The organism is Janthinobacterium sp. Ant5-2-1 (assembly GCF_001445815.1).
GTDB classification, from domain to species: Bacteria; Pseudomonadota; Gammaproteobacteria; order Burkholderiales; family Burkholderiaceae_D; genus Janthinobacterium; species Janthinobacterium lividum_E.
In genome coordinates this window covers 17,394-30,338 of record NZ_LNCE01000004.1, presented here as the reverse complement: position 1 = coordinate 30,338, position 12,945 = coordinate 17,394, and the positions used below count along the sequence as shown (strand labels likewise).

The 12,945-nt window shown below is 64.7% G+C and carries 10 protein-coding genes; 3 read left to right on the top strand and 7 right to left on the bottom strand.

Annotation, left to right across the window (positions count from 1 at the left end; translation table 11 throughout):
* Nucleotides 1–16 precede the first annotated feature (16 nt).
* From tssG to ASN89_RS00305, 7 genes are all read right to left on the bottom strand, one after another.
* A complete protein-coding gene (gene tssG / locus ASN89_RS00335) occupies nucleotides 17–1,102 on the bottom strand; it encodes a type VI secretion system baseplate subunit TssG (RefSeq protein ID WP_058047993.1) in 1,086 nt (361 codons plus the stop codon).
* The gene (gene tssF / locus ASN89_RS00330) at nucleotides 1,066–2,910 is read right to left on the bottom strand and encodes a type VI secretion system baseplate subunit TssF (protein WP_058047869.1); all 1,845 of its coding nucleotides are present in this window, start codon (nucleotides 2,908–2,910) and stop codon (nucleotides 1,066–1,068) included. The genes tssG and tssF overlap by 37 nt, the downstream gene beginning before the upstream one ends.
* A 2-nt stretch (nucleotides 2,911–2,912) precedes the next feature.
* Nucleotides 2,913–3,404: a type VI secretion system baseplate subunit TssE gene (gene tssE, locus ASN89_RS00325; protein WP_058047868.1), complete on the bottom strand. Its 492-nt coding sequence runs from the start codon at nucleotides 3,402–3,404 to the stop codon at nucleotides 2,913–2,915.
* A gap of 92 nt (nucleotides 3,405–3,496) precedes the next feature.
* Nucleotides 3,497–3,988: an Hcp family type VI secretion system effector gene (locus ASN89_RS00320; protein WP_035817450.1), complete on the bottom strand. Its 492-nt coding sequence runs from the start codon at nucleotides 3,986–3,988 to the stop codon at nucleotides 3,497–3,499.
* A 33-nt stretch (nucleotides 3,989–4,021) separates the two neighbouring features.
* Nucleotides 4,022–5,506 (bottom strand): type VI secretion system contractile sheath large subunit, encoded by a 1,485-nt coding sequence (gene tssC, locus ASN89_RS00315; protein WP_058047867.1) that lies wholly within the window; start codon nucleotides 5,504–5,506, stop codon nucleotides 4,022–4,024.
* 1 nt (nucleotide 5,507) lies between these two features.
* The gene (gene tssB, locus ASN89_RS00310) at nucleotides 5,508–6,017 is read right to left on the bottom strand and encodes a type VI secretion system contractile sheath small subunit (protein WP_058047866.1); all 510 of its coding nucleotides are present in this window, start codon (nucleotides 6,015–6,017) and stop codon (nucleotides 5,508–5,510) included.
* Nucleotides 6,018–6,089: 72 nt separating this feature from the next.
* Entirely contained in the window at nucleotides 6,090–6,665 is a 576-nt protein-coding gene (locus ASN89_RS00305; RefSeq protein ID WP_152988388.1) for a hypothetical protein, read from the bottom strand.
* Nucleotides 6,666–6,954: 289 nt separating this feature from the next.
* On the opposite strand from ASN89_RS00305, the gene tssK reads away from it, so the two are divergent.
* Genes tssK through ASN89_RS00290 form a run of 3 tightly spaced genes read left to right on the top strand, consistent with a single transcriptional unit; the run spans nucleotide 6,955 to nucleotide 12,908 of the window.
* Nucleotides 6,955–8,301 carry a type VI secretion system baseplate subunit TssK gene (gene tssK / locus ASN89_RS00300; RefSeq protein WP_058047865.1) on the top strand — a complete coding sequence of 449 codons (1,347 nt, stop codon included), beginning with the start codon at nucleotides 6,955–6,957 and terminating at the stop codon, nucleotides 8,299–8,301.
* Between the two features lie 9 nt (nucleotides 8,302–8,310).
* Entirely contained in the window at nucleotides 8,311–9,093 is a 783-nt protein-coding gene (gene icmH, locus ASN89_RS00295; RefSeq protein ID WP_058047864.1) for a type IVB secretion system protein IcmH/DotU, read from the top strand.
* Nucleotides 9,093–12,908, top strand: a complete 3,816-nt coding sequence (locus ASN89_RS00290; RefSeq protein WP_082654325.1) for a type VI secretion system Vgr family protein — start codon at nucleotides 9,093–9,095, stop codon at nucleotides 12,906–12,908. Before icmH ends, ASN89_RS00290 begins: the two co-directional genes overlap by 1 nt.
* Nucleotides 12,909–12,945: the final 37 nt, after the last annotated feature.

Below are 12,945 nucleotides of genomic sequence, written 5' to 3'. Positions count from 1 at the left end.
CGGTGAAGTGGCGCGCTCAAGCCAGCGCATGCAGTTCATAGCGGACATCGGCGCGGTCGCGTGCCTCGCCGCCGGTGATCAGAAAACTGTCCCAGCCCAGCCGCCCGCCGCTGCGCGGCACTGCCAGCGCAATGCCCTGCACGTCGGCGGCGCGCAGCACCAGCTGCACTTCGTATTCCAGGGTCAAGCCGGTGAACATGGCGAGCATCCTCTCGAGCGCGAGGGCGGCCGCGCCGCCCGGCAGGAACGCGTCGAAGTGGCAGCGGGCCAGCGGACCGATGGTCAGCCGCAGGCGCAGGTCGCGCTGCCAGACGCGCGCGCCGACCATGGCGGTGGCGCCCAGCAGGGCGTTGCTGCCGCCCAGCGTGCTTTGCTGCTCGCGCGGCACGTCGTACCAGCAGCCGACAAACTGGCTGACGGCGATGCGCTGCCCGAAATACTCGGACAGCACCTGGCCGATCAGCACGGCGGACGGCGGCCGGTGGCGCATGGCGGCGGCGAAAAAAACCACCGATTCGTCAAGCACGCCGGCGCCGTCCCCGGCCAGGCGCTGGCGCAGCGAGGCATTGCCCAGCCCCGCCAGCGACAGCAGCAGCGGCAGGAACTGGTCCTTGCCGTCGAGCTGGTATTTGAGCTCGAGCCGGTACTTGCGCCACGCTTCATAGAACAGGGCCAGCGCACGATTCGAAAACGTGTCGAGGAAGGCGCGCGGCCCCTCGTCCTTTTCATACAGCTGGTGCGTGGCGATGCGTTCCGTATAGTGCAGCGGCAGCGCGCCGGCGACGCCGAGAAAACCCATGAAAGCCGGCGTGACGCGCACGTATTTCAGCTGCCCGCCACGCAGCGCCGCACCCAGGGCGCTGGCATCCGTGGCCAATTCGCGCGGTTCGGGCGCCAGCGCTTCAAGCTGGCTGGGAGCGAAGTCGAGCGAGATGGAATTCTGGAAGCGCAGGAAACTGGCCACCGCATCGTCGTGCGGCAAACCATTGCGCCTGAGCCACAGCTCCAGCATGCGCACCGCCTGGAAGTACTGGAAGCGGCAGGGCTGGGCAAACAGGCGCTCGATTACACTAGGCTCGAATCGCCGCTGCGTGGTTTGCATCGCCACAACTCCTCTCCTGATTTTTTGGCCTGCACCACCAGCTGCGTGAAGCTGTTCGCATGCACATACAAGCCCAGGAAGCACTCGATCACGTGCGCAAAGGCGTGGATGCCGCTACCGACGAAGGCCTCTTCGTCTATCGTCAGCCGCACTTCGACGCCGCGCACCAGGCAGGCAAAGGGATTGCCCGGCAGCCAGGCGTTGACGGCCTGGTGGCCGATGGCGGTGATGCCGCGGATTTGCCGCTGCGAAGTGGCCGAGCGCGGCAAGTCGTACAGGGTCAGCATTTCCTGGAACGCTTCCAGGCCGCTGCCGGCCAGCGACAGGTGATTCAGCGACAGATGCGAAATCAGACGCCAATGGGCGCCACGCCCCCGTTCGAAACGGTGCGACTCGCTGGGTTTGCGCAGCAGGCTGATACTGCGCACGCTGGAGCCGCCTTCGAGGAACAGGTCGCCGCCGTGCAAGCCGTAGGTCAGCTGCGCCGGCAAGTCGCGGTTGGTGCAGCTCAGCTCCAGGCTGAGCGTGTCCGTTTCCACGGCGGCCGGATCGAAATCGATGTCGACGATCGAAATCTGCGTTTCATAGCCGGGACTCTTGCCGGCGATGATCTCGTCGCGCCGCATGACCCAGTAGTGGCCATCCCTGGCCGGCGACTCGCCATGGCGCAGCGAATAGAACGGACGGAATTCCACCACGGATTCGCCCTGCGGCGTCTGCCGTACCAGTTTGACCGAGTCGATGGACTGCACCTCGAATGCATAGGCGCGGCGCGCATCGGCCAGCACGGGATAACTGGCGGCCGTGTGCGTGAGGCGGATAGGCTCGCCGCGCTGGCGGAACAGGTTGACCACCGGCGTGCAGCCCAGCAGCAGGTTGTGCGTGTTCATCGTCCCCAGCAGGCGCGCCGTGTTCGAATCGGTGCGCAGGCCGCTCAGCGCCAGGTGCAGGGTGATGCGGCGGCAGCCGGCCGGCAGCGCGGCGCACAGTGCGCCGAGGTCGATGTCGAAGAAATTGAATTTCTCGGGAAAGCAGAAATACTCGGTCAGCAGCCGGTAGGCCGGATGCGAGCGGGCGGAAAACGGGATCAACGCATCGTCCTCGGCAAAGCCGGCGCTGCGCACGGGAATGCCGTCGAGCGGGACCCAGCTGCCGCTGCCGTCCGCCTCGGCGTAGGCTTTCACGGTGCGCATGAACAGGGCGTCGCGCAGCGCCGCGCAAAACGAGGGCTGGCCATCGATGAACACGCGCAGCGAGGCCAGTCCCAGCTGGCCCAGCGCCAGCTGGGCGGCGCTCGACTCGATGGTGATGCGCACGCCCGAGGTGGCATTCGCCGGCAGCAGCACCTGCTCCGGCGCCTCGATGATGGCGCAAAACGCCGCATGCGTGAGCGCCAGCGGCGCCACCGTCACGGGGTAGGCCGTGCGGAAGGTGCAGGCCACGCCTTTCACGGGACGCGTCGTCAGCTCCGTGCCGCGGGCGATTTCGGCAGGCGCCGTCAGTTGCGCCGCTGCGGCGCCGCTATCCATGCGCGCGATCGAGCACGATGGAAACGGCCGCAGGTAATGCGGGTACAGCACTTCGAACAGCGCTTCGGTAAACTCGGGATAATCGTCGTCGATGCGCTTCGAGATGCGCGAATTGAGCAGCGCGAACGACTGGATCATGCGCTCGATGTGCGGGTCCTCGCACACCTCGCCGCCCATCAGCAGACGGCCGGCGATCTTCGGGTAGCGCTCGGAAAACTCGCGCGAATAGCGGCGCAGGAAACCCAGTTCGCGCTCGTAGTAGGGCAGCAAGTCTTCCAAGGTCAGGCTCCCGTGGACGCGGCGCGGCGCCCCTTGCTGATCGTGTAATGCAGGCTGGAAGGCTGCAGGATGGCGTCGAAGCTGACCGGTTCGTGCGCCGCATGCACCACCAGCAGCGCACTGATGGCGAAATTGAGGCGGTTGATCGAGCCTTCCTCGATTTCCAGCGATGCGCGCACCTGGCGCAAGCGCGGCTCGTGGCGGGCGATGGCCTTTTCCAGGCACTGGCAGATGTGGGCGCGGTCGTCCGTGCTCGACAGGCTAAGCCCGGCGAAATCGTTCAAGCCGTACGTGATGATCGACTTGCCGCACTCGGGAAAGGGTTTGAGCAGCGCCTCGGGCAGCACGGCGCGCGTGTTGAGCAGCGCTTCGAGATCGCGCGCCACGGTGTCTTTCAAATCCTCGAGCGAGAGGCGCGAGACGGTGCCGCTGGAGGCGCCGTGCACTGGCGTATCCATCAGGCGGTCGAACAGGCCCGGCGTAAAACCTTTCATGGGCTTTCCGTTTCATGGGTGGCGTGACACTGCGGCCGGCGGCCAGGAAAGCCAGCGGCGGCAGCGCCGCTGGCGTACGCGGTCGGATACGGTCAAGCCGTCTTGTTGGCCGACAGGTCCCAGCCGCCAGAGGTGTTACCGCCCGAACCGCCGCCCACTTTTTGCTGGGTGTACTTCCACTTGACCTTCGAGTACTTGAGCGCCAGGTCTTCGCCGAGAATGTCGCCCGCGGCCACCGATGGCGCCACGCTGCTGATCATCACGTTCTCCAGTTCGATTTCGAAGTACTTGATGCGTTCGCCCTGGCCATCGGCGCGCAGGAACTCGAGCTTGGCTTTCGGAATGGTCTTGCCCGACGAGCAAGTTTGCAGCAGCAAGGGGCTGGCGAGGTCGGCCATCTTGGCGATGACGATATCCTTGTGCTCGGTACGTTCGGCGGTATGGCCGCCGCCTGTCGAGGCGGTCGCCGATTTGGGTTGCAGCACTTGCCACTGGACCGACTTGCATTCGATCCAATCCTTGTGGCTGTTATCCGTGGATTCGCCCTTGATGCCATCAATCTGCAAGTATACGTCGATTGCCATGTTATTCCTTTCAATAGTGTAAAGAAAAATACATTACGATTTGGTCGACTGCGGAAGCTCCGCGACCAAACGGAGTGAAACGGACAATTCGTCCAGCTGGAAATGCGGACGCAAAAACGACACGGCGCGGTACACGCCGGGCCGGCCCGGCACTTCCGCCACCTGCACCGAAGCTTCGCGCAGCGGAAACTGGGCTTTCTGTTCCTGGCTGGCGTTATCGTCGAGCAGCACGTACTGCGTCAGCCAGCGGTTGAGGAAATCTTCCACGTTGGAGGCGGCGGCAAAGCTGCCGATCTTGTCGCGCATCATCGCCTTCATGTAATGGGCGATGCGCGAGACGGCAAAGATGTATTGCAGCTGCGCCGACAGCACGGCGTTCGCGTTGGCGGCGTCCGTGTTGTACTTTTTCGCCTTCTGCGCCGACTGGGCGCCGAAAAACGCGGCATAGTCCGTGTTCTTGCAGTGCACGAGCGAGATGAAGCCCAGGTCGCTCAATTCCTTTTCGCGGCGGTCCGTGATGGCGATCTCGGTCGGGCATTTCAGCGCCACTTCGCCCTCGTCCGTCTTGAAGGTATGCGTCGGCAAGTCTTCCACCAGGCCGCCCCCTTCCACGCCGCGGATCGCCGCGCACCAGCCGTAATCCTCGAAGGCGGCCGTCAGCTTGGTGCCGAAAGCGTAGGCGGCGTTACACCACAGGTATTTCTGGTGATCGGTGCCGTCCACGTCCTCGACGAAATTGAAGCCGTCGACAGTGGCGCCATCGAGCGGATTGAACGGCAGCCGGCCCAGGAAGCGGGGCAGGGTCAGGCCCACGTAGCGCGCGTCTTCCGATTCGCGCAAGGATTTCCACTTCGCATACTCGACCGTGTCGAATACCTTGGCCAGATCGCGCGGTTTGCCCAGGTCGCTGTAGCTTTCCAGGCCAAACAGTTCCGGCGAAGCGGACGAGATGAACGGCGCGTGCGCGGCGGCGGCCACATGCGACATCTGTTCGATGAAATACATGTCTTCCGGCTGGCGGCTGAATTCGAAGTCGCCCAGCAAGGTGCCGAACGGCGCGCCGCCAAAGGTGCCGAATTCCTCTTCGTAGACCTTCTTGAACATGGTCGACTGGTCGAACTCCAGCGCGCTCTGGAAATCCTTGACCAGTTCGCGCTTGGTCGCATTCATCAGCTTGATTTTCAGGTTCGTGCCGGTGGCCGTGTTCTTCACCAGGTAATGCAGGCCCGTCCAGCTGCTTTCCAGCTTCTGGAATTCGGGCGCGTGCATGATGGCGCTGAGCTGCGCGGAAATGAGCTGGTCCAGTTCGGCCACGCGGGCGTCGATGGTGGCGGCCAGGTTGTTCGACACCACCACCGTGCCATCCATGACCTGGCTGACCAGTTCGGAAATGAGATCCTTGGCGCGGGCGTGTTCGACGCTGGACTTGGCCACCTTGCTCTGCTCGACAATCTGGTCGAGCAAGTCGATTTCGGCGGCGCCGGCAGCGCTTAATGCGGGGGTCAGTTGTGCGGACATATCAATCTTTCCTGACGTGGGAATGTTGTTCCAGCTGGGCCAGTTTTTCCGTGCTGTTGAGCACGTCATTCAGGATGTCTTCCAGCTTGTCGTTGCCGGCCAGCTTGTTGCGCAGGTCGGCCAGCTTGGTGCGCGCCTCGAGCAGCTTGCGCAGCGGTTCGACCTGCTCGACCACCGCTTCCGGGCGGAAATCGGCGATCGAGCGGAATTTCAGCTCCACGCCGAACTGGCCGCCACCGGCGCCCAGTTCATTGGGCACGCGGTAGGTGGCGCGCGGCTCGATGCCCTTCATCACTTCATCGAAATTGTCGCGGTCGATATCGACGAACTTGCGGTCCTTCAGGCGCTTCTGCTCGAGTTCCGAATTGCCGCCGAAATCGCCCACCACGCCCACCACGAAAGGCAACTCCTTGTTTTCGATGGCGTCGCCGATCTCGACGTCATAGGTCATCTGCACGCGTGGCGGGCGTACCTTTTGCAAGCGCTTCTGCACACTATCTTTTTTCGACATGACATCCCCTTCCAAATGTTGGCGGCATCGGCGATGCGCCTGTTGAACTGCGGCGTACCTGTGCCTGGCTGGCTACTTCAGGGCATTGAATGGATTGGCGCTGCCCTCATCGGCAGCGCGCTTGCTTGGCTGCTTGCGCGATTGGCGCACGGGCGGCTTGTCCGGCGGCGGCACCAGCACGGTTTCGCCGAGGCTCTCGCGCAGCAACTTGGCCAGGTCCTGCGATTCCGCGCGCAGCGGACCGGACAGGTTGTTCTGGCGGCTCAGGTCGGCCAGCGCCCGCGTCGACAGGCGCAGTCCGCTGATGGCGATCACGCTGTTGGCCAGCTTGTCGGCAGGATCGCGCACCAGCACTTCCTGGGCACTGAGGATGGCTTCGCCATACTGGCCCGCATCGTAGCGGCTCTGCGCCATGCGCACCCAGGGCTGCTTGTCGGCGGGCGCGGCGGCGGCGGCCTCCTGCCACAGCGCCAGCGCCGCCGCCTTGTTGCCCGTGTCCACCGCCTGCGTGGCCTTGGCCATCAGCTCTTCCAGCGTCGGCGGCGCCACGGCGGTCGGCGGTTTGGCCACCGGCGCCGTACTGCAGGCGCTGAGGGCAAAAGCACAGGCGATAAAGGCAAGAGTGCGGAGCGAAACCGAGCGTGTCATGTTGAGCGTTCCTTCAAAAAAGAAGACCGTTTTGACGACTGAAAAGTTGCTTTTTATAGTTGTTAATTGTTTATTTTTCTGAGCGTAGCATGATTTGAAAATTTACTGCGTTCAATAGAAAATACGCGAAAACTCACACTATGGACGCTAAAAACGTACAGTACGCACCATTCCTCAAGATAATGCTAATGTTCTTGCAGTTGCGAAAAAAGCACCAAGTTGCGCGATGCGAAGCATGTTTTTCAGTCGCCGCCGCGCGCCTCACTGTGTCTGGCATAGAGGGCAATTCATGAGCATGGCAAACAAATTGTTATGGGGCGAAGGCCTGTTCCTGCGGCCCCAGCATTTCCAGCAGCAAGACCAGTACCACGAACAGCGTCTGCACGAGAGCGTCAAGGCGCTGCACCCGTATGCGTGGGGAGTGAACCAGCTGCAGATCGACCGCGATGCGCTGGCCAACAACAGCTTGCGCCTGCTGGAACTGTCGCTGGTCTTCCAGGACGGCGAAATCTACAATGCGGCCGGAGGCGATGACCTGCCCGAGACGCTCGACCTGGGCAACTTGCCATCGTCGCTGCAATCGGTGACCTTCCACGCCGCCTTGCCGGCCTTCAAGCCATTCGGCGGCAACTTCGCCGCCAGCGGCCAGCCCAACAGCGCGGCGCGCTACGCCCAGGCCAATCTCAGCACGCCGGACCTGTACACCCAGGCCGCGCAGGCCGAACTGACCTACCTGAAAAAAACCCTGCGCCTGGTGGCCGATTCCGAACCGCGCGATTCCTACGTCAGCTTTCCCCTGCTGCGCCTGCGGCGCCTGTCGACGGGCGGCTTCGAACAGGATCCGGCCTTCGTGCCCCCCAGCCTGTCCATCCGTAGCGCGCCCCTGCTGTTCCTGCAATTGCGCCGCCTGATCGACGCGCTGCAGGCCAAGGTCAATGCGCTGTACGGGCACCACCGCGAGCCGAGCAAGAGCGTGATCGAATTCCGCTCCGGCGACATGTCCTCGTTCTGGCTGCTGCACACGGCCAGCGCGGCCTACGCCTCGCTCAGCCACTACTTCCATCATCCGGCGCTGCATCCGGAGCGGCTGTACGAACAGCTGCTGGCCCTGGCGGGCGGCTTGATGACATTTTCAAGAAGCCATGCGCTGGCCGACCTGCCGCCGTACCGGCATGCCGATCCCGGACCGCCGTTCGCCCAGCTGCACGCCATGATCCGCGAATTGCTCGACACCGTGATCTCGTCGAAATACTTCGCCATCGCGCTGACGGAAACCAAGCCGTCCTACCACCACGGCAAGCTGGACTCGGAAAAGATCGACGCCAAGACGGCGTTCTACCTGGGCGTGTCGGCCGACATGGCCGGCGTGGAACTGGTCGACGTGGTGCCGCTGCGCTTCAAGGTGGGCGCGCCGGACGACGTGGAAAAGTTCGTCCTGTCCGCCCTGCCCGGGGTGCGCCTGCAGCACGCGCCGCAGGTGCCGGCCGCCGTGCCGGTGCGCCCCGACATGTTTTACTTCACCATCGAGGCCAAGGGCCAGATGTACGAACGCATGCTGCAGGCGCAGTCGCTGCTGGTCTATGTCCCTTCCGGCATGCGCGAACTGAAACTCGAACTTGTCGCCGTCACTTCCTGAGGTCCAACGATGCATTCCAGCGCTCCTCCTTCCCTGATGTCCGGCGGCCAGGCCGCCTATGCCTCCAGCACGGCTGCCGGTCCCGGCACGGAACACACCTTGATGGACTTAATGTACGACGGTTTTTACGCCCTGTTCATGCTGAAGAACGGCAGCGGGCCGCAAGACAATGCCGATTTCATCAGCAAGATGACGCACTTCCTCGATGAATTCAGCCGCGGCGCGAAAAAACAGGGCGCGTCGGCGGACGATATCGACGCCGCAAAATATGCGTTCTGCGCGGCCGTCGATGAAATCATCCTGCGCTCGCCCTACAGCATCCGCGACGAATGGGCGCGGCGGCCGTTGCAGCTGGTGCTGTTCGGCGACCAGCTGGCCGGCGAAAACTTTTTCATCCGCCTGGAAGCGCTGCGCGCGCGCGGCAGCGCGCACCTGCAGGCGCTCGAGGTATTCCACATGTGCCTGCTGCTGGGTTTCCAGGGCCGCTACATTCTGGAAGGTCCGGAAAAACTCAACTACCTGACGGCGCGCCTGGGCGATGAAATCGCCCAGATGAAGGGCAAGAAAACCGGCTTCGCCCCGCATGCGGAGCGGCCCGACCAGATCATCCACAAGCTGCGCAACAACGTGCCGCCATGGGTGTTGTGTTCGGTGTTCGCCCTGATCTGCGCGCTGGGCTACCTGGGGCTGCGCACCATGCTGGCCAAGCAGACGGAAGCGCAGATCAATGCCTACAACGACATCGTCAAGCTGGCGCCGCGCGTGGCTAACCTGAGCATTACCCTGCCGTGATGGGCGGCGCACAACAAGCTCCCGCGGCCACGGGCCAGTTCGGCACCGGCCTGAGCCAGCATGCGCGGCTCATCACCCTGGCCACGGCGCAGCAGTCCGGGCAGCCCGAGTCGCTGATGGCGGAACAGTTCGAGGGCCGCGAGGCCGTCAATGAACTGTTCCGCTTCGAGGTCGATGCCCTGAGCACCGCGGCCAGCCTGGACCTGGCCTCCTTCATCGGCGAGGAAATGACGCTGTGCCTGCTTCAGCCCGATGGCAGCCAGCGCGCCTGGCACGGCATCTGCACCGATTGCGCCTGGCTGGGCGCCGACGGCGGCGTGGCACGCTACCGGCTGCGCCTCGAACCGGCCCTGGCCCTGCTGCGGCTGCGCCGCGACAGCTATATTTTCCAGGACAAGCATGCGCGCGACATCGTCACCGAGCTGCTGGCCGACTACCCGCAGCTGCGCTTCGAATTCGACGTCAGCCAGGCGCTGGCCACGCGCGCCATCTGCACCCAGTACCGCGAAAGTGACTTCGATTTCTTCGCGCGCCTGCTGGCCGCCGAAGGCCTGAGCTGGCGCTTCGAGCACGACCAGCCCGGCGGCGCGCAGGAAGGCGGCGACGGCCAGGCGCAGGCCAGGCACAAACTGGTGATCTTCGACAGCAAGGCCACAGCGCCGCAGACGCCGGGCGGCGCCGACATGCGCTTTCACGGCGTGCGCGCCACCGATACGGACGACGCCATCGACCGCTTCGGCGCGCGCCGCCAGGTGCAGTCGAATGCCGTCAGCATCAGCAGCTGGCACCCGGAGCAGGTGACGGCGCCCGCCGCCGAGCAGGTCTCCAGCCTGGAGGCCGGGCAATTGCCGCAGCTGGCCGTGTATGACGGCGCCGGCGAGCGCCTGCACGCCGACCGCGCGGCGGCCGGGCCGCACAGCGAGCGCATGCTGCAAGCGCTGGAACTGGACAACAAGCAGTTCGACGGCGCCGGCGCAGTGCGCCGCCTGGCCGCCGGCCACGCCATGCGCCTGCTGCAGCACGAGCAGCATGCCGATGGCGCCAACGCATTCACCGTGCTGTGGGCCGAGCACCAGGCGCGCAACAATGCGGGACCGGCGGGCGCCAGCCTTGGCGGCATGCTGTCGCAGCTGGCCAGGACGGCCGGCCTGGGCGGCGTGGCCGACTGGATCGCCGGCCAGATCGAACCGGGCACCTACCGCAACCGCTTCGGCTGCGTGCGCGCCAGCGTGGCCATCGTGCCGCGCGCCACCGCCGCGCGCGCACCGGCCGTGGCGCTGGGTCCGCAGACGGCGCTGGTGGTGGGCCTGGCCGACAGCGTCGCCACCACGGGCCGCGACCATCAGGTGCGCATCCAGTTTGCCTGGCAGCGCGGCAGCGCCGCCAATCCGGGCGGCCTGGCGCACAACACCGACCAGCAGGGCAACGCGCCCGGCAACGAGGCGTCCGGCGCGTGGGTGCGCGTGGCCGAAGCGCTGGCCGGCCCGAACTGGGGCTCGCAATTCACGCCGCGCCTGGGCACGGAAGTGCTGGTCGATTTCATCGAAGGCGACATGGACCGCCCGCTGGTCGTCGCCCAGCTCTACACGGGCAGCGACACGCCGCCGTATGCGGCCGGCGAAAATTCGGGCGTCAACCATGCAGGCGTCCTGTCGGGCATGCACAGCCACAATTTCGACGGCGCCGGCTACAACCAGTGGGTGCTCGACGATACTCAGGGCCAGCTGCGCACCCGCCTCGCTTCGAGCAGCGCCGCCACCGAGCTCAATCTGGGCTACCTGGTGCAGCAAGGCGCCACCACGGCGCAACGGGGCAGCTACCGCGGCAGCGGCTTTGAATTGCGCACCGATGCCTGGGCCATGCTGCGCGCCGGCGAAGGCATGCTGATCTCGACCACGGCGCGCGCGCGCCAGGGCGCCGGCGTGGCGTCGAGCCAGCTCGACACCAAGGAAGCGCTGGCCCTGCTGCGCGGCGCCTGTGAACTGAGCAAGACGGTGGCGATGTCGGCAAACCAGCAAAGAGCCCTCGTCAGCAAGGATGCGAACCAGGCGCAGCTGGACATGGCGGCGCAGATCGACCCGCAGCAGGACGGCAAGTACCAGGCCGCTATCGGCGGCCAGGAAGCCAGCAAGGCGGGCAGCGGCACGCGCGCGCCCGATACGGCGCAGCCCGTGGAACGCTACGCCCAGCCGCTCGTGCTGATGGAGTCGCCCAGCAGCATCAACTGGGCCACGCCCGCTTCGACCGTGCTGTTTGCGGGCCAGCAGCTGCACTGGACGGCGCAGGCCGACCTGCACATGACGGCCGGTCAGACTGTTGCATCGGTGGCGGCCAACGCGGCCACGCTGTTCAGCCAGGAAGGCGGCATCAAGGCTGTCGCGGGCAACGGCCCCGTCTCGCTCGAAGCGCATACCGACCAGCTGGAAATCCTCGCCGATCAAGCCGTCACGGTGATCTCCGTCAGTGACAGCATCGATATCAAGGCCAACCAGAAAATCGTCCTGCAGGCGGGACAATCGTCGATCACGCTCGAAGGCGGCGACATCACCTTCCGCTGCCCGGGCCATTTTACGGTCAAGGGCGGGCAGCATGTCTTCAACGGCGGCGCCAGCGCGGCCGCCGGCCTGCCGCCGCTGCCCGACAGCCGCCTGAAACTGTTCGACGAAGGCTTCGTGCTGAAAGACCGCGACACGGGCGAACTGATGCCGCGCCAGCCGTACCGCGTCAAGCGCGCCGATGGCAGTATCGAAACGGGCATGACGGACGCCAGGGGCTTGACCCATGTCGTGGCCGCCGCCGCCGTCGAGGCGCTGGTGATCGAACTGCTCAAGTCGCCGGGCCAGTTGCCCGAGACGCCGGACAGCCCTGCGCCCGCCCCCGCGCCAGACACGCGCGCCAGGGCCCCTGCGCCCGGCACGACGGCCAAGGCGCCGCCCAAGCCCGAGCCGAAATTCAAGGAAACGGGTACGTCGAGCACCAGCCCCGTCGACAACAAGCAGCGCAAGGAGGTGCTGATCAAGCGGCCCGCCTGCTGGATCGACGACTACGAAAAGGAGATCGACGTCTCCAGCGTGCCGCGCTACAACAACACTTTCGGCGCCAATGGCGCGCCGCATAATTATTTCGATACCGTGCGCTACAAGATCTACGTGCCCGTCAAGTCGAATACCAGCATCATCGCCGAATTGCGCGTCAAGGCGATCACAGTGCTCGATGCGGCCGACCAGGCGCTGGAAGAGCGCGAGCGGAGCACCCCTCAGGCGGCGACCAGGGTCAAGCAGCGCGCCGCCGCCATCAAGTACGTCAAGGGCATCGCCACCGCAGGCCTGGAAGCGCACTGGAACAATAAATTTCAAATGGAAATCCGCGATCCCGAATGCGGCACGCGCATCCTGCCCATCGTCTACCGCATCGTCTACGTGGAAAGCAACGAGCACTACCTCATGCAGATCCACAAGCGCTACGATCGCGAGGGCGTGACGGGTACCGTGATCGACGTTTCCCCCTCCACCAACGGCCAGGTGCACGCCCATGAGTTCGGCCACTGCTATGGCATTCCCGACGAATACTCGTATGTCGAAGGGGACGATGAAACCGTCAAGTACATGAAGCCGGACGGCACCTGGGACGCGCCCGTGTCGGCGCTGTCGGACGACGAGGAACCGGAAGCGCGGCTGGCCAATATCATGAACTCGGTCGGCTCCACGATTGTCTATCACCGCCACGCCTGGCAAATCGCCATCGAAGTGCAAGAATTGCTGCGCGCGGAAATAGGACGGAAAATCAAATGCGATATCATCCTCATCCGCTCCTAGCCGCACTGCTTGCAGTATCCCTCCACCTTACAGGAAA